The 15,944-nt window shown below is 70.3% G+C and carries 16 protein-coding genes; 2 read left to right on the plus strand and 14 right to left on the minus strand.

Going from position 1 to position 15,944, the window contains the following annotated elements; translation table 11 throughout:
* Positions 1-9: 9 nt before the first annotated feature.
* From D7193_RS24505 to D7193_RS24525, 5 genes are all read right to left on the minus strand, one after another.
* Complete coding sequence (locus tag D7193_RS24505; RefSeq protein ID WP_120781869.1) at positions 10-813, minus strand: hypothetical protein; 804 nt, start codon at positions 811-813, stop codon at positions 10-12.
* Entirely contained in the window at positions 810-1,535 is a 726-nt protein-coding gene (locus tag D7193_RS24510) for a hypothetical protein (RefSeq protein ID WP_147434440.1), read from the minus strand. The genes D7193_RS24505 and D7193_RS24510 overlap by 4 nt, the downstream gene beginning before the upstream one ends.
* A gap of 11 nt (positions 1,536-1,546) precedes the next feature.
* On the minus strand, positions 1,547-2,440 hold the full coding sequence (locus tag D7193_RS24515) for a zf-HC2 domain-containing protein (RefSeq protein ID WP_120781871.1): 894 nt from the start codon (positions 2,438-2,440) through the stop codon (positions 1,547-1,549).
* Positions 2,437-3,051 carry an RNA polymerase sigma factor gene (locus D7193_RS24520; protein ID WP_120781872.1) on the minus strand — a complete coding sequence of 205 codons (615 nt, stop codon included), beginning with the start codon at positions 3,049-3,051 and terminating at the stop codon, positions 2,437-2,439. The genes D7193_RS24515 and D7193_RS24520 overlap by 4 nt, the downstream gene beginning before the upstream one ends.
* 118 nt (positions 3,052-3,169) lie before the next feature.
* Positions 3,170-3,727, minus strand: coding sequence for a hypothetical protein (locus D7193_RS24525; protein WP_120781873.1), 558 nt, complete (start codon positions 3,725-3,727; stop codon positions 3,170-3,172).
* Positions 3,728-3,911: 184 nt separating this feature from the next.
* On the opposite strand from D7193_RS24525, the gene D7193_RS24530 reads away from it, so the two are divergent.
* Positions 3,912-4,508 carry a TetR/AcrR family transcriptional regulator gene (locus D7193_RS24530; RefSeq protein WP_120781874.1) on the plus strand — a complete coding sequence of 199 codons (597 nt, stop codon included), beginning with the start codon at positions 3,912-3,914 and terminating at the stop codon, positions 4,506-4,508.
* Between the two features lie 43 nt (positions 4,509-4,551).
* On the opposite strand, the gene D7193_RS24535 is transcribed toward D7193_RS24530, so the two are convergent.
* A complete protein-coding gene (locus D7193_RS24535; protein WP_120781875.1) occupies positions 4,552-5,175 on the minus strand; it encodes an HIT family protein in 624 nt (207 codons plus the stop codon).
* Positions 5,176-5,345: 170 nt separating this feature from the next.
* Between D7193_RS24535 and D7193_RS24540 the strand changes: the two genes are divergently transcribed.
* Positions 5,346-6,029 (plus strand): GNAT family N-acetyltransferase, encoded by a 684-nt coding sequence (locus D7193_RS24540; RefSeq protein WP_147434441.1) that lies wholly within the window; start codon positions 5,346-5,348, stop codon positions 6,027-6,029.
* A gap of 57 nt (positions 6,030-6,086) precedes the next feature.
* Here the strand turns inward: D7193_RS24540 and D7193_RS24545 are convergent, their stop codons facing one another.
* From D7193_RS24545 to D7193_RS24580, 8 genes are all read right to left on the minus strand, one after another.
* Complete coding sequence (locus tag D7193_RS24545; RefSeq protein ID WP_206611964.1) at positions 6,087-7,103, minus strand: acetamidase/formamidase family protein; 1,017 nt, start codon at positions 7,101-7,103, stop codon at positions 6,087-6,089.
* On the minus strand, positions 7,100-8,539 hold the full coding sequence (locus tag D7193_RS24550; RefSeq protein WP_241563373.1) for an APC family permease: 1,440 nt from the start codon (positions 8,537-8,539) through the stop codon (positions 7,100-7,102). The genes D7193_RS24545 and D7193_RS24550 overlap by 4 nt, the downstream gene beginning before the upstream one ends.
* Before the next feature lie 192 nt (positions 8,540-8,731).
* Positions 8,732-10,231 (minus strand): SulP family inorganic anion transporter, encoded by a 1,500-nt coding sequence (locus tag D7193_RS24555; protein WP_241563375.1) that lies wholly within the window; start codon positions 10,229-10,231, stop codon positions 8,732-8,734.
* A gap of 149 nt (positions 10,232-10,380) precedes the next feature.
* Entirely contained in the window at positions 10,381-12,498 is a 2,118-nt protein-coding gene (gene tkt / locus D7193_RS24560) for a transketolase (RefSeq protein WP_277749918.1), read from the minus strand.
* Positions 12,495-13,262, minus strand: a complete 768-nt coding sequence (locus D7193_RS24565) for an SDR family NAD(P)-dependent oxidoreductase (protein WP_120781879.1) — start codon at positions 13,260-13,262, stop codon at positions 12,495-12,497. Before D7193_RS24565 ends, tkt begins: the two co-directional genes overlap by 4 nt.
* Positions 13,263-13,302: 40 nt before the next feature.
* Positions 13,303-13,977 carry a nucleoside/nucleotide kinase family protein gene (locus tag D7193_RS24570; protein WP_120781880.1) on the minus strand — a complete coding sequence of 225 codons (675 nt, stop codon included), beginning with the start codon at positions 13,975-13,977 and terminating at the stop codon, positions 13,303-13,305.
* The gene (locus D7193_RS24575; RefSeq protein WP_120781881.1) at positions 13,974-14,819 is read right to left on the minus strand and encodes an ATP-binding cassette domain-containing protein; all 846 of its coding nucleotides are present in this window, start codon (positions 14,817-14,819) and stop codon (positions 13,974-13,976) included. The genes D7193_RS24570 and D7193_RS24575 overlap by 4 nt, the downstream gene beginning before the upstream one ends.
* Complete coding sequence (locus tag D7193_RS24580) at positions 14,816-15,841, minus strand: ABC transporter permease (RefSeq protein ID WP_241563376.1); 1,026 nt, start codon at positions 15,839-15,841, stop codon at positions 14,816-14,818. Before D7193_RS24580 ends, D7193_RS24575 begins: the two co-directional genes overlap by 4 nt.
* Positions 15,842-15,944: the final 103 nt, after the last annotated feature.

Below are 15,944 nucleotides of genomic sequence, written 5' to 3' on the forward strand. Positions count from 1 at the left end.
TTCCGGTGGTCAGGCCGTACGCCAACGGCCACGCAGCAGGCCAGCCGCGAGGAGCGGGATCAGGCCGGCGACGACGAGCAGGGCGATGCTTCCCGCCGCGGCGGACCCGGTCGGCTCCGGCCGCAGGAACGACAGCGGGCCGGGTATGCCGGCATGCAGGACCGGCGTTCCCAACAGCCAGCTCGCGGCGTAGCTGCCGATCGGCGTCAGCAGGGACCCGGTGGGCGTGGGCAGGGTCGCCGGGAGGAGCAGGTTGCCCCAGAACCAGTAGCCGACGAACAGCACCCGGAACAGCGGCGCGGTCAGGACCAAGGGGCAGACCAGCGCGTATCCGGCGACGAAGACCAACGCCGGGGCGAGGACCGCGGCGAACGCCGCGAGGCCCCAGGGAATCATCATCGGGTCTCCCCGGCGCACCGTCTCGTAGCCGGCGGCGACGAGCATCGCGGCCAGCGCCGGTGCGCCGGTCGCCGTGACGCTGCCGAGGAACGTGCCGGTGAGCCGGCCCCCCGACCCGGGCGGCATGCTCGCCAGCAGCTCGGCGGTGCGCAACCGGCGGTCACGCAGCAGCCGGTCGGCCAGTGCCATCCCGAACGCGATCGGCAGGATCACGGAGAACAGGAACGCCCAGCGGGTCATCACCTCCCGGGCCGGAGCGCCGGGCGAGGCTGGCGCGTACCGGGGACCCATGCCGAACCGACCGGCGGCGAGTGAGCCCGCCAGCAGCGCGATCGTGATCCACAGGGATCGTTTGCGGATCTGCATCCGGAACTCGTACCGGCAGACGGCCAGCGTCTCCCGCACGCCGCTCATGCTTCCTCCTCGGTCAGCATCCGCTCCGGTCGCCGGAGCAGGAGCAGGACCCCGGCGGCGAGAGGCGCGACCGTGGCGGTGAGAACGAGCCGGTCGGTCATCCAGCCCGGGTAGGCGTCGAGCCGGCTGACCGGGAACAGGTACAGCGGGCGGGACCAGGCGTGTGCCGCGAAGCTCGCGGCGAAGAGCTGGTGGGCCAGCCATACGCCGGCGGCGACGGTGGTGGCCAGCAGCAGGCTGCGGGTAACCAGCGCGACGAGGACCGCCAGGCCTCCCAACCAGGCCACGGCCGGCGCCCAGAGCAGCGGCGACGCGACGAGCGATGGTCCCGACCAGAGACCCGCGGCCCAGATCGCTCCGGTGAAGACGACCGCGACCGCAGAGGTGGCGGCGGCCAGCAACCCGAGTCGGCGGCCCAGGACCATCGCGTACGGGGTCGGCAGCGAGAGGTGCAGCTCGCGTGCGCGGCCGGCGGCGACGACGGACGTCGCCGCCATCGCCACTGCCAGCGGCAGCAACGCCTCCAGACCGGTGAGCAGCACCAGCGACGCCTGCGGACGCTCCAGGCCCTCGCCGGCGGTGAGGGCGACCACCGCCACCGCCGCCACCAGGGCCAGCGCCGGTGCGCAGCCGGCGGCCCAGCCGAGCCTTCGTAGCTCGTGTCTCCACATCTCCACGTCGTTGGGTACGCCCGCGGCCCACCCGGGTTCACCCGTCGTCATCGTGATCCAGCTCACGATCGGATCTGGACGGTACGCATCGACGCCAGCCGGGGCACGATCGCGAGCACTCCAGCGACCAGGGCGCCGGCGGTGACAAGCGGGGGCCACGACGTGCGCCACATCGCCTCGACCGCGCCGGCAACGGCCGGATCGGCGTGGCCGGCGGCCATCAGCGCCCGCAGCGCCCACACGGCCAGAGCAGCCGACAGGCCGACCGCCGGACGCCAGATCACCGAGAAGGCGAAGCTCACCGCGGACAGCAGGACCATCGGACCGAGCCAGGCGGCCAGCAGTCTGCCCGGACCACCCGCCCCGGCCAGGCTCAGCACCAGGGAGCCGGCCAGCGCAGCCACGAAGACCGCAGCGAGCACGAGCGTCAACCGGGCGAGCAGGACGGTACGCACCGACGTCGGCGTGGCCCGGATCAGTTCGTCGTTCAGCGCGTCTCCCCCGCACGCGCTCGCGACCGCGAGCGCCCCGACCAGCGGGACGACCACCGCGAGCACCGGCTGCGCCGGGACCGACACCCAACCGGCCAGCGCCATACCGGCGACGAGCACCACGGCGGACACCGCCCACACCCGCCAGCCCACCAACCGCCACTGGTGGGCGAGCAGTCCGGCCGCCCGTGCCAGCGGACGCGCACCGGGCACGGCGCGGTACACCGGTGGCGCGGCGACGGAACCAGCGGCGTTCGGAGCTGCGAGGCGGCGGCGTACCGCAGCGAGGACGGCGGCGGGCGCGGGCGCCATCCGGGCCCGGACGCCGTCGGCCAGGTGTTGCCAACCCGCGACCTCCTGCCGGCAGGCCGGGCACCGGGGAAGGTGCGCCGCGACGGCCGCCGCGTCCCGGGCGGGGAGCGTGCCGGCCACGTACTCGGCGAGTTGCCCGGTCGGATGTCTCATCGCCGTCCTCCCCGCCCGGCCGCCTGCTGGGCGGCCGCGGGCGCGTCCTCGGTGCCGTCCGCCAGCGCCCGAGCCAGGACGGCTCGGGCGTGGAACAGGCGGCTCTTGACCGTGCCGACCGGTACGTCGAGCACGACGGCGATCTCGTCGCGGGTGAGCCCGGCGCCGAAGGCGAGGTCCAACACCTCCCGATGGATCGCCGGCAACGTGCGCATCGCCGCCGCGACCGTCCGCGCGTCCGCGCGGGCGAGCGTCACCGCCTCCGGGCCGGGCTCGTCCGCGGCCACCTCGACCGCGGCGTCGATCGGGACGTGCACGGGGCCGCCACGGACCCCCATACGGCGCAGGGCCTGCCTCCGGCAGATGCCGAACAACCAGGTCCGGACGGTGGACCGACCCTGGAACGAGTCAGCCCCCCGCCAGACCGCCAGCAGTGTGTCCTGGACCGTCTCCTCGGCGCGGTGCCGATCGGTCAGCAGCCCTTCGGCGTAGGCCAACAACGCGGGCCCGTGCCGGACGTACAGCCCTTCGAGCGCAGACTCGTCGCCGGCGGCCACCGCGCACAGCAGCCGCCGGTCGGCATCCTGCTGCCCCTCGACCGTCGCGCCCATCCCACCTGGGTAGCGGCCCCGCCCGGAAACGTTCACCGCGGGGAGCCGGATGTGACGCGAGCCACTCGAGCGGGCGGGTCGCGCTGCGCGGCACCGTCGTCGGTTTGCGAACCCCGGGTCAGTTCGCCTTGGCGGTGCGGCCGAGGCGGATGGCCGAGAGGAGGAAGAAGATGCCGCCGGGGATGGCGTAGCCGATCGCGTTGGTCAGCACCGGGTTGCCCGCGGAGGCACTGGCGATGAACGAACCGCCGGCGAGTACGGAGATGCCGCCGCTGATGATCATCGGCCACTGGCCGCCCATCCCCCGGCGGGTGACACCCACGACCAGCTGGACCAGCCCGGCCACGACCGCCCAGGCACCCCACACGCGCAGGACCGCCGGAATGCCGGACGCGCCGGCGACGGCCAGGCCGACCGCGGCGAGCAGGCTGACCGCCACGTTCACGTACAGCAGGGTGGCCGATCCGGTGGCACGTGACGCGCGGGCGTCGATGACCGCGGCGGCCACGTCGAACAGCGGGTAGAGCACGAGCAGCGTGACGGCGAGCGGGCCGAGGTGTGTGGCGGTCGTGAACATCACGAGGGCCCAGGCGATGGCGAACGCGAAGCGGACGAAGTACAGCCGCCGCAGGGTGGACGCCGTCGTCGAGATACCGGGTGCGGTAACGGTGGCCATGGTGATCCTTTCGGTTGCTACTGAGGGGGAACCGCCGAGCACGGCGGCCGGAACCACCACCATGTAGAACGAACGTTCTGTCTGATGGAATGATGACGACCCCGCACCCGGCTGTCAAGACAGAACGTTCTACCTACGCTCGCGCAGACGCCAAGACCGAACGTTCTGTCGCTACGATGGACCCATGGCAGGTAGCGGCAGCGGCGTCCGGCCGTCCGAGGCGCGACAACGCCTCCTCACCACGGCGACCAGGATCTTCTACGGGGAGGGAATCCACTCGGTCGGCGTCGATCGGATCATCGCCGAGGCGAAAGTGACCCGGGCCACGTTCTACCGGCACTTCCCGGGCAAGGAGGATCTCGTCCTCGCCTATCTGCAGGCGGCCGATAGAGCCATCCGCGACCAGGTGGCCGCGGCCGTCACCGCGGGCCTACCGGCGCCCGACGCCGTCCGGGCGATTGCGGAGGGGATCGTCCGAGACATCCAGTCCCCCGGCTTCCGCGGCTGCGCCTTCCTGAACGCCGTTGCCGAGTACCCCGATCCCGACCACCCCGTACACCAGGCGGTCCTCACGCATCGGCAGTGGTTCCTCGACACGATCAGCACCTTGATGGCGAACATCCAGGAAACCGAGGCAGAGCCCGCGGCGCGGCATTTCGTCATGCTGCGCGATGGCGCCATGGCCGCCGGCTGCCTCTTCGACCGGGGGCTGATCGGCGAGACCTTCCTCCAGGGCGTCGAGGGACTCATCGGGGCCCACGCCACACGCCAGCCAGCCTGAGCCGAGGCGTGGCGGGAGCGGTTGCTGCTACGGACCGCCCCGGTCAGGCACCCGGTGCGGCGACGGGCGATCGGCGGCCGCCATGCGAGGCGACCAGGGCATCAGCCACGGTCGCCGCGTCCGCCTCGGCGACGTCGGCGGGATACTCCGGCAGGAGGTCGTCCCAGATCGGCAGCCAGGATCCGTACAACTGCGCCTGGCCCTCCGGCCGGGCGAAGAACCAGACGTGCAGGTGAGCGCCGCCGTCGCCGACGCGGTAGACGTGCGCTCGCGAGATGTGCGGCAGAGCCTGCACGTGGCGGACGATCCGCGTGGCCAGCAGGCCCAGCTCCGCGGCGAGATCGTCGGGAAGATCCGCCATGTCGTAGTGATCGCGCGGGTAGAGCATCAACACCAGCGGCACACCGACTCCCGGCACGCGGGCCAGCCGCCAGTGGTCGTTGAACCAGATCCCCTCGTCGCGCTCCCGACAGTTCCGGCACTCCGCCGGATCCTCGCCGTACCGAGCGGGCTCGGGCAGCACCGGCGGGCGCAGCGGCGCGACGCGCAATCCCTCCTGCTCGAACGGGCTGATGTCCCATCCGGTCATGCGCGCCAACGGGAGCCGCCGCTCGCTGTCCGCGGCGGCCACCGCGCGGTCGTAGAACTCGTCAGGAGGCAAGGCCATGGCGCGAAGGCTAGTACAACCAAGATCGCAGCGTCATCCCATCGCTGGTCCATCGGCCGCTCCCCCAGGGCCCGACCGTTGCCACAGCGGCAGATCCGCGTACGTGACCCCGGGCTCATCGCGCCCCCGGGCGCGGTGCGCCACTCAGGTACGGCTGATCTACTCGACCTGTGAGCGACCTGCGAGATCTCATCGTCCGCTGGCAGCGCGGCTGGGCCGTGGCCCGCGCGCTGCCCGTCGCCGAAAACGTAGGCGGCGCGTTACGAGTCCGATGCATGCAGCCCGGCCGCGACGTCGAATACGTCGCGCTCGACGCCGGTGAGGACCTCGCCTCCCTCACCAGGCTGGCTGGGCTGGTCGCCGGTGAGGACAGCGTCACATGGCTGACCGTGCCCACCACCGACCCCGTGGAGGCGGCCTCGGCGCTGGTGGCCGCGGGCCTCGTCGTGCTCAAGCACTCGGAGCTGCTGATGACGGCCGACCTTCGCCGGCATCCGCAGAACACGCCCGTGGCGCCGTACCGGCTCCTGACCCAGGTCGACCCGTACGGCGGCGACAGGGTCGTCACGGCCACCGTGCGGCACGAGTCGGGAGAGGTCGGTGCGCGCGGGACGATGGGGGTGACCGGTACGGATGCGGTCGCGGACCGGATCGAGACCATACCGGCTCATCGCCGCAGGGGCCTGGCCAGCACGGTCATGGGTGCACTGGCCGGCGCCGCGATCGACGAAGGCGCCGAACACGGCATTCTCGTCGCCAGCGAGGACGGTCAACGTCTGTACAGGACGCTCGGCTGGCGGCCGGTCGCCGACGTCCTGATAGCGACGACACCCGGCAACACGTACCCGTCCTGAAACCGCGCAGACATGTGGCGGGGCCGGCCGGGCCGACCGGCCGGACCCCTGCCCTCGTCAGCGGTGGGTCAGATAGTGGGAGGCCGTCTCGCGCAGCCGGGCGTGCACCCCGTCGTACCCGCCGGCCCCGCCCAGGTAGCGCTTGTCCACCTTCGCCACCATCGTGTAGTTCGTGTCGCACACGTTGCCGACCGGAGCCTCGCCGGCCTGGCTGATCAGTTGGTACGCGTCGAGCTGGTCCAGCCCGACCAGCTCGGCGGTCCAGGTGACCAGGTCGTGCTGGCTGATCCGGTAGGCGTCCTCCAGCGGACGGGCGGAGCCGGTCGACATCAGCGCGTCATCCGACTCCAGCCGGGGCCACGGGGTGCCGACCCCCTTGACGACGTCCACCACGACCGTGGTGTTCATGGCCGCCTCGATGCCGGTGCCGCAGACCTCGCCGTGGCCCTGCCGGCAGTGCCCGTCGCCGAGGGCGAAGAGCGCTCCCGACACGTTCACGCCGAAGTACGCGGTGACGCCGGCCCGCAGCTCCGGGGTGTCCATGTTGCCGCCGTGCGCGTCCGGGGTGATCGTCATCCGCGACTCGAAGGCACCCGGCGCCACCCCGGCGGTGCCGTGCATGGGATCCAACGGCAGCGCCACGGTGTAGTCGCCCCGGCGGGCCCGGTACGTCGCCGTGCCGGCGGCCACGTCGACGTCGTACCGCCAGACCAGCTCGTCGAGCGGGGGTTGCAGGGTCGGAGTGGTGTGGGTGCTGGTGAGCGCGCCGAAGTGGGGGAACGTGGTGGACACGGCCCAGTCCCGGGCCGGCTCGATGGAGATGAAGTGAACGGCGAGGGTGTCCCCCGGCTCGGCCCCCTCGACGTGGATCGGCCCCGTCACCGGATTGAGGTACGGGAACTGGCAGACCTGCGACGGCAGGTCGTCGATACTCCGGACGCGTCCGCCGAAGCAGTCCTCGGTGTACAGCTCGAGGATCGTGCCCGGGGTCACCCGGAGCACCGCCTCTCGTCCCCCGAAGGTGTAGGACAGCTCGTCCGGCTCCGGACGGTACTTCACCACGTCGGTCGTCACTGCGGCTCCTTCACCGGCTCGTCGGTGCTGTCACGGGCGATGTCGACGAGCGCGGCGAGCTCGGGACGCCGGCCCGTGAGGTAGAAGGCCAGGAGGACCAGGAGTCCGACGCCCAACCAGACGAAACCGAGCACCTGGGCGGCGACCTTGGCGTTGATCACGACGTAGAGCAGGATCAGGAACCCGATGGCCGGCACCACCAGATGCCGCAACCAGTCCCGGCTGCCGTTGCGCACGACGTAGTGGGTCACCACGGAGACGTGCAGCGCCAGGAACGCCGTCATGGCGCCGAAGTTGACCAGTGTGGACAGCAGGGAGATGCCGTCGTCCCGGCTGGCCATGTAGAGGCCGAGCGCCAGGGAGATGGCGGCGACCAGCAGGGTGGCGTTGGCGGGCACCTTGTGTTTCGGGTTGATCCGGGCGAGGAAGCGCGGCATCTGCCGGTCGCGGGCCATCGCGTACAGCAGGCGGGAGGTCGCGGCCTGGGCGACCAGGGAGTTCGCGAAGCCCCAGGCGATCGCGGTGGCCAGGGCGGTCAGCCCGGCCAGCCAGCCCCCGCCGGCGACGCGGGCCGCGTCGTAGAACGCGGTGCCCTCCGGGTCGCCGTTGTCGAGCAGGCCGGGCGCGTCGGGCACGAGCAGGGCCGCGACCCAGGTCTGTACGACGAACAGGGCACCGGCCAGCAGCAGGGCCGCGACCATCGCCCGGCCGATCTGCCGGGCCTCCTCGCGGCTCTCCTCGGCCAGCATGGAGATGCCGTCAAAGCCGAGGAAGGAGAGCACGGCGATCGACACCGCACCGAAGACCAGCGGCCAGGAGAAGGTGTCCGCGTCGAACAGTGGCCGGAGCGAGAAGCCGTCGCCCTTGCCCTGTGCCAGGGCGACCACGCCGACGACCAGGAAGATGACGAGGATGATCAGCTCCGCGGCGAGCATCACCCGGTTGACCCGGGCGGTCATCCGGATGCCGAAGTAGTTGACAACGGTGTTGAGCACGACGAAGGCCGCCAGCCACACCCACACCGGCACGCCGGGCACGAGGGAGTGCATGGCCACGCTGGCCACCAGGTAGAGCAGACCGGGCACGAGGACGTAGTCGAGCAGGATCACCCAGCCGGCGAGGAAGCCGACGGGCGGCGCGATGCCGCGACCGGTGTAGCTGTAGACGGAGCCGGCCATGGGGAAGGCACGGACCATCTGCGCATACGACAGGGCGGTGAACATCATCGCCACCATGCCGATGATGTAGGCCAGCGCGACCATGCCGCCGGAGCCGGCGTACACGCTGCCGAAGATGCCGAACGGGGCGATCGGCACCATGAAGATCAGTCCGTAGATGAGCAGGTCGGTGAAGCTGAGGGTCCGGCTCAGCTCCTGTCGGTAGCCGAACCGTTCGACCTGGGCACCTGTCTCGGATGGGTCGGGAGGTTGAGTCACGGCACGCCTCCTTGATCTGGTGAGGCCGCACGTTAGCTCAGGTATCGACGGACAGCTAGATCTACGTGCCTGGATTGTATACATCGCGAAGTCGCGACCCGGAAAAAGTCAGGCTCGACTGTTTGGCGGCGAGCCTGACGGCCGGGTGAAGGAGGGAGGTGCCGCCCCGACGCAACGTCCAGACGTGGCACCTCAGTGGCCGACGCCGAGCTGGCCGGCGAGTGTGTCGTGGATGCGAGCGCTGGACGGGTTCAACTCGACGATCTGAACAGTCTTGCCTCGCGCCTGGTACTTGGCGCTGATGGCGTCGAGGGCGGCGATCGAGGAGGCGTCCCACACGTGGGCGTGGGTCATGTCGATGATGACGCGGTCGGGGTCGCCAGCGTAGTCGAACTGTCCGACCAGGTCGTTGCTGGAGGCGAAGAAGAGCTCGCCGTGAACACGGTAGGTCCGCGTCGTCCCGTCGGCGTCCAGCGCGCTGGTGACCTCGACGAGGTGGGCGACCCTGCGAGCGAAGACGACCATGGCGGTCAGGACGCCGACGACGACGCCGGCGGCGAGGTTACGGGTGCCCAGGGTGGTGACGACGGTGGCCAGCATGACGATGGTCTCGCCGTACGGCATCCGCCTGAGCGTGGCAGGGGCGATCGAGTGCCAGTCGAACGTCGAGACGGACACCATCACCATCACCGCGACCAGAGCGGCCATCGGGATGACGGCGACCACGTCGCCCAGTGCGACGACAAGGATCAGCAGGAAGACGCCGGCGAGGAAGGTGGACAGTCGGGTCCGTGCCCCCGAAGCCTTCACGTTGATCATCGTCTGGCCGATCATGGCGCAGCCGCCCATGCCGCCGAACAACCCGGTGACGATGTTCGCCACGCCCTGGCCCCAGGACTCGCGGGTCTTGTTCGACGGAGTGTCGGTGATGTCATCGACCAGCTTCGCGGTCATCAGCGACTCCATCAGGCCGACCAGTGCGATCCCGAGGGCGTACGGAGCGATCATGGAGAGGGTGTCCCACGTCCACGGGATCCTCGGCAGGCCGAACGCGGGCAGGCTGTCCGGCAGCGCCCCCTGGTCCCCCACCGTCGGTACTGCCGCGTGGGCGACCACGGTGACGACGGTGAGAACGACGATGGCGACGAGCGGTGCGGGAACCGCCTGGGTGAGTCGCGGCAGGCCGATCATGATCGCCAGCGCGAGGGCCACGAGGAGATACACCAGCCACGGCACGCCGATCAGGTGGGGAATCTGCGCGGCGAAGATGAGGATGGCCAACGCGTTGACGAAGCCCACCATGACGCTGCGTGGGATGAAACGCATCAGCTTCGCTACTCCGAGCAGGGCGAGCAACACCTGGAAGACGCCGCCGAGGATCACCGCCGCGATCAGGTGATCAAGCCCGTGTTCCTTGGCCAGTGGTGCCACGACCAGGGCGACCGCGCCCGTCGCGGCGGAGATCATGGCTGGCCTGCCACCGCAGATGGCGATGGTCACCGCCATGGTGAAGGAGGCGAACAGTCCGACCCGGGGGTCGACCCCGGCCAGAATTGAGAACGAGATCGCCTCCGGAATCAACGCCAGGGCGACGACCAGACCGGCCAGCGCCTCGGTGCGGAACACCTTCGGAGACAGCCAGGACGGGCGGGACATCCGCGGACGTAGGGCCGTCGACAGCACAGGCGACAAACCGACCTTTCATTCGAACGCACAGCGACGAGCCCGGTCGGCCTCTCTCCAGGCGCGTATCACGCTGTGAGGTCGACCGGGCTCGCGGCGGGTTGGCGGCTCGTGTCAGTGGTCACCGACACGCTCGCCAGCCCGTTGGCTGTGGCGTGTCAGCACGACAGGGGCATGGCCTCGCGCAGGGAGCTCAGCGACTCGCGCGCGGCCGTGACGACAGCCTCCGCCGTCACGTCGAATCTCTCGTACAAGGCCGTGGCCGAGCCGGAGGCGCCGTAGCCCTCGATGGAGACGATCCGTCCCCGGTCGCCGACGTAGTCTCTCCAACCCTGACCCAGCGCGGCCTCCACGGAAACACGCGCGCGTACGGCGGGCGGCAGAACCTGATCGCGGTAGTCCTGCGGCTGCCGCGCGAACCACTCGTGACAGGGCATCGAGACCACGCGAGCCCGCACGCCGTCGGCGGCGAGTTCCCGGCCGGCGTCGACGGCGAGCTGGACTTCGGAGCCGGTGCCGATGAGGATCACGTCGGGCAGGCCGTCCGTGTCGTCCGCCTCCCATAGAACATATCCGCCCCGTACGGCGCCCTCGGCGGACGCGAATCCCGCCTCGCCTCGCGGGAAGGTCGGCACGTCCTGACGGCTCAGGCACAGGCCGGCTGGACGTCGGGCGGTTTCCAGGAAGGTCCGCAGCACGACGGCCGTCTCGTTGGCGTCGGCCGGCCGGAGGACGTCGAGGCCGGGCAGCGCGCGCAGGTTGGCCAAGTGCTCGATGGGCTGGTGCGTAGGTCCGTCCTCGCCGAGGCCGATCGAGTCGTGAGTCCAGACGTACAGCGTGGGTAGGCCCATGATGGCGGCAAGGCGCACCGCCGGCCGCATGTAGTCGCTGAAGACCAGGAAGGTTCCGCCGTAGATCCTCGTACGACCGCTGAGCGCGATGCCGTTCATCGTCGCGGCCATGGCGTGCTCGCGGATACCGAAATGGATGTTGCGACCGGCCGGGTCGGAGCCGGCGGACGACCACGGGAGGAACGACGACGCCGAGCTGATGGTGGTGTTGTTCGAGTCGCCGAGGTCTGCCGACCCGCCCCACAACTCCGGCAGCACCTCTGCTGCCGCGTTGATGCACCGTCCGAAGGCTTTACGGGTCGAGAGGGGTGTGCCGCTCGGGAAGGCGGGCATCACGTCTCCGAGCTCTGCGGGGACGTCGCCGTGGTCGATCCGGTCGAGCAGGGCGGCCTCGGCTGGCTGCCGCGCGCGCCAGGACTCGTCACGCTGCAGCCACGATCGGTACAGCACGGCACCGCGGGCGGCCGCCTGCTGCCGCGTGTGGGCCAGGATCTCAGGATCGACGGCGAACTCGGTGTCCGGATCGAACCCGAGCAGTTGCTTGGTAGCCCTGACCTCGGCGGCGCCGAGCGCCGAGCCGTGCGACTTCGACGTGTTGCGGGCGTTCGGCGCCGGCCAGGCGATCGTCGTCCGCACCGCGATGAACGACGGCTGGGCGTCCTGCCGGGTCGCCTCGCGCAGTGCTTCGCGGAGGTCGTCGAGGCTGACGTCACCCCCGGGCCCCAGGTCGACCCGCTGTACGTGCCAGCCGTAGGACTCGTAGCGGGCGCACACATCCTCGGAGAACGCCAGGTCGGTGTCGCCCTCGATGGAGATCCTGTTGTCGTCGTAGATCACGACGAGGTTGCCGAGCCGTTGATGACCCGCCAGCGACGACGCCTCGGCGGTCACGCCTTCCTGGATGTCACCGTCAGAGCAGAGGACGAAGACCCGGTAGTCGAACGGGCTTTCCGAGGCTGGCGCGTCGGGGTGGAACAGTCCCCGCTCGCGCCGGGCACCCATCGCGATGCCGACGGCGGTGGCCAGTCCCTGTCCGAGCGGCCCGGTGGTCGTCTCGACGCCGACCGTGTGGCCACGTTCAGGGTGGGCAGGGGTACGGCTGTCGAGCACCCGGTAGTTCTTGAGGTCGTCCAGGGTCAGGGGGTAGCCGCAAAGAAACAGCTGGGTGTAGAGCGTGAGGCTGGAGTGGCCGCACGAGAGCACGAACCGGTCTCGTCCGGTCCACTCCGGGTGGGCGGGGTCGTGGCGGAGGAATTCGCGGAAGAGCAGGTGTGCCACCGGGGCGAGGCTCATCGCGGTCCCGGGGTGGCCGTGGCCGGCACGCTCCACGGCGTCCATGGCCAGGACCCTCGCGGTGGCGACCGCCCGGTCGTCCAGCTCGCTCCAGGGAACGGAATTCTGCGCTGGTTCGATCTGCCGGTTCACCACAGCGTGTACCCACCGTCGATGAGCAACACGGTGCCGGTCATGAACGAGGACGCGGAGCTGGCGAGGTAGACGGCGGTCGGGGCGATCTCCTCCGGAGCCGCGTATCGCTGCATCGGCACCTCGTCGACCCAGTAGTGCCGGTACTCGGGGAGGTCGATGTCGGCGATACCGGTCTTGACGTAGCCCGGCGCGATCGCGTTGACGCGGACATTCTTGGTGGCCCACTCGGCGGCGAGGGACTTGGTGAGGTGGTGGACGCCGGCCTTCGCGATGGCGTACGGCGCGTGCCACTGCGGGCGGTTGACGATGAAACCCGAGATCGACCCGATGTTGATGATCGATCCCTGCCCGCGGGACACCATCTGCTCGCCCACGATCTGGCTCGCCTTCCAGACGGCGTCCAGATTGGTGGCCATCACCCGGTCCCAGTCCTCGTCGCTGAGGGCCAGCGCGTCGGAGTGGATGCCGATGCCCGCGTTGTTGACGAGGACGTCGATGGGGCCGAGCTGCGAGGTCACCTGATCGCGCATGCTCGTCAGCTCCGAGCGGCTCGTGACATCGGTGCGTACCGCGATCGCGTCCACGCCCAGGCCACGGAGCTCCTTGACCGTTTGCTCGTTACGCTCCTCGTCGCGGGCCGCGACGGCTACCGCGGCTCCGACCTGGGCGAGTCCGACGGCGATGGCCTTGCCGATGCCGCTGTTCCCTCCGGTGACCACGGCGACTTTGCCGCTCAGGTTGAAAGTGTCGAGTACGGACATGGCGGGTCCCTCCTACGTGTGCTGGCCGGATCAGCGGCGCTCAGTGACCGTTGACGATGACGTCAGCGCGGCCTCGGGTGGCCACGATGAGGTCTGCGTTCCGCTGATCCGTGCCTCGAGCGCGGGCGTCGGCGGTTGCGGGGTCGCGGCCGAAGTCGATGTGCCTCTGGACGAGCCGCCCGAGCCGGACCTCTTCGTCGGGGGCGAGGTACCAGGCGTCGTCGAGCAGCTCGCGCACGGCCGCCCACTCGCCCTGGGTCGCCAGCAGGTAGTTGCCCTCGGTGACGACGAGGGGGACGTCGCGGTCGACGCGAATCGCACCCGCGATGGGTTCCTCGAGGTCGCGGCGGAAGGTCGGGGCGTAGACGACGGCCTCGTCGGCGGCGCGGAGCCGGCGCAGCAGCGCCAGGTACCCGCCTGCGTCGAAGGTGTCGATGGCGCCCTTGCGGTCGTGGATGCCCAGGCGCTTCAGTTCCGCGTCGGCGAGGTGGAACCCGTCCATGGGGACGAGCACCGCGTGTGGTGCGAGGGCCGCGACGATCTGCTCGGCCAGCGTCGACTTGCCGGCACCGGGTGCGCCGGTGATGCCGAGCAGACGCCGTCCGCCGGTCGCGAGCGATCTCGCGCGGGCGACCAACGCGTTGACGTCGTTGCGGGCAAGTCGCTGTTGGGCCGGTTGTTCGGTACGGACCTGATCTGACGTGCGGACGTTCACGGGCGGGCCACCTGCTGCGCTGAGGGAGCCTCCGCGACTGAGGAATCGTTTCCCGGTAGCGCCCCGGTCATGATTGAGACAACCTCCGCCATTGTCGATTCTTGTGGCCTGACCACCGCTACGCGGCGGCCGAGGCGATGAATGTGGATGCGGTCGGCGACTTCGAAGATCTGCGGCATGTTGTGGCTGATGAGCACGACCGCCAGACCTTGCTCACGCACCCGCCGGATCAGCTCGAGCACCTGGCCCGACTCGCGGACGCCGAGCGCCGCCGTGGGTTCGTCCAGGATGACGACCCGCTTGCTCCAGGCCGCGGCCCGGGCGACTGCCACCGCCTGACGCTGACCGCCCGACAGGGTCTCGACCGGCTGGGTGACCGATCGGGCGGTGGTGATGCCGAGGTTGGTGAGGGCGGCAGCCGCCTCCGTCCGCATCGCCTTCTTGTCGAGCCGTCGCAGAACGGCCCCGAGAAATCCGCGGGACCGGGACTCGCGCCCGAGGAAGATGTTGGTGGTGATGTCCAGAGCGGGAGCGACGGCCAGGTCCTGGAACACGGTCTCGATTCCGTGCCGTCGGGCATCGAGCGGGCTCTTGAAGGACACTTGCTCGCCGTCCATGAGCAGGTGACCGGAGTCCGGGACGATGGCACCCGCCAGGGCCTTGATGAGCGTCGACTTACCTGCGCCGTTGTCGCCGACGACGGCGAGAACTTCCCCGGGCCACAGGTCGAAGTCGGAACCGTTGAGGGCCGTCACGTGTCCGTACCGCTTCACGAGACCTCGCGCGGCCAGCACCGGCGTGCGCTCGTCGTGGCCGGTGGTGTTCGTGTTCGGTGCGTTCATCGCTGCTGTCGCCTCCTCGCCAGTTGGTCGACCGCGACCGCGGCGATGACGAGGATGCCGGTGGCGACGTCCTGGTAGAGCGAGTCGATGTTCGCCTGGGTGAGGCCGTTTCGGAGCACCAGGACGATGAGGGTGCCGATGAGCGTGCCCAGCACGCCGCCCCGACCGCCGAACAGGCTGGTTCCACCGATGACGACCGCGGTGATGCTGTCGAGATTCGCCGACTGGTATCCGCTCGGGTCCGCCACGGCGATGCGCCCGAGCGCCAGCCACGCCGCGATGCCGTAGCAGAGCCCGGCGAGCAGGTAGGCGCTCAGCAGCACCCGCTTCACCTTGATGCCGACCAGGCGGGCGGCGTTGGGGTCGTTGCCGACGGCGAAGACGTGGGTGCCCCACGCCGTCTGGGTGAGCATGTAGCCGACGACCGCGAACGCCGCGAGGAGTAGCAGTGTGCCGTAGGTGAGCGCGAACCCGCCCAGGTTGACCGTCCGTCCGAGGAACGTCAGCAGGCCGGAGGAGACCGGGAAGCTCTGCGAGCCGGTGTAGAGACGGGCGACCGCGGTGACGATCGTCAGCATGCCGAGCGTCACGATGAACGGTGGCAGGTTGAGTCTGGTGACGACTCCGCCGGACAGGGTGCCGAGCGCCAGGCAGACCGCGAAGCCCAACAGGAGTGCCGTGGTGTCGTGGTGGCCCGTCATGGCGAGCTTGCCCATGACGACGGTGCCGAGTACGGCGATCGCTCCGTTCGCGAGGTCGATACCGGCGGTGAGCACGATGATCGTTTGGCCGAGTGCCAGCATGCCGACGACTACCGACTGCTGCAGGATCAGCGAGACGTTGCTCGCCGTCAGGAACGTTGAGGTGGTGGCGGAGAAGATGACGACGGAGATCGCGAGAGCCAGGGATGGGCCGGCGATCCGGCTTCCGAGGATCCGCTGCCCGAGCCCGCTCCATCGGCTCGTGCCCGCGCTCTGCGCGGAGACGGCGTCAGGCGTGGGCATCAGCTTGCTGATGGTCATGACGTGACTCCGGAGGGTAGTGGTTCGGTCACGGCGTCGCGGGCCGCCACGTGCGGGTCATTGAGGTGACCCGCACGTGACGGCGAGGCGACCGCGTGCGTGG

The sequence above is a fragment of the Micromonospora costi genome (assembly GCF_003626655.1).
GTDB classification, from domain to species: domain Bacteria; phylum Actinomycetota; class Actinomycetes; order Mycobacteriales; family Micromonosporaceae; genus Micromonospora; species Micromonospora costi.

Bases quoted from the DNA above. Each gene is read 5' to 3' on its own strand.
- D7193_RS24505 (WP_120781869.1), bottom strand. From the start codon at position 813: ATGAGCGGCGTGCGGGAGACGCTGGCCGTCTGCCGGTACGAGTTCCGG.
- D7193_RS24510 (WP_147434440.1), bottom strand. From the start codon at position 1,535: ATGACGACGGGTGAACCCGGGTGGGCCGCGGGCGTACCCAACGACGTG.
- D7193_RS24515 (WP_120781871.1), bottom strand. From the start codon at position 2,440: ATGAGACATCCGACCGGGCAACTCGCCGAGTACGTGGCCGGCACGCTC.
- D7193_RS24520 (WP_120781872.1), bottom strand. From the start codon at position 3,051: ATGGGCGCGACGGTCGAGGGGCAGCAGGATGCCGACCGGCGGCTGCTG.
- D7193_RS24525 (WP_120781873.1), bottom strand. From the start codon at position 3,727: ATGGCCACCGTTACCGCACCCGGTATCTCGACGACGGCGTCCACCCTG.
- D7193_RS24530 (WP_120781874.1), top strand. From the start codon at position 3,912: ATGGCAGGTAGCGGCAGCGGCGTCCGGCCGTCCGAGGCGCGACAACGC.
- D7193_RS24535 (WP_120781875.1), bottom strand. From the start codon at position 5,175: ATGGCCTTGCCTCCTGACGAGTTCTACGACCGCGCGGTGGCCGCCGCG.
- D7193_RS24565 (WP_120781879.1), bottom strand. From the start codon at position 13,262: ATGTCCGTACTCGACACTTTCAACCTGAGCGGCAAAGTCGCCGTGGTC.
- D7193_RS24575 (WP_120781881.1), bottom strand. From the start codon at position 14,819: ATGAACGCACCGAACACGAACACCACCGGCCACGACGAGCGCACGCCG.
- D7193_RS24580 (WP_241563376.1), bottom strand. From the start codon at position 15,841: ATGACCATCAGCAAGCTGATGCCCACGCCTGACGCCGTCTCCGCGCAG.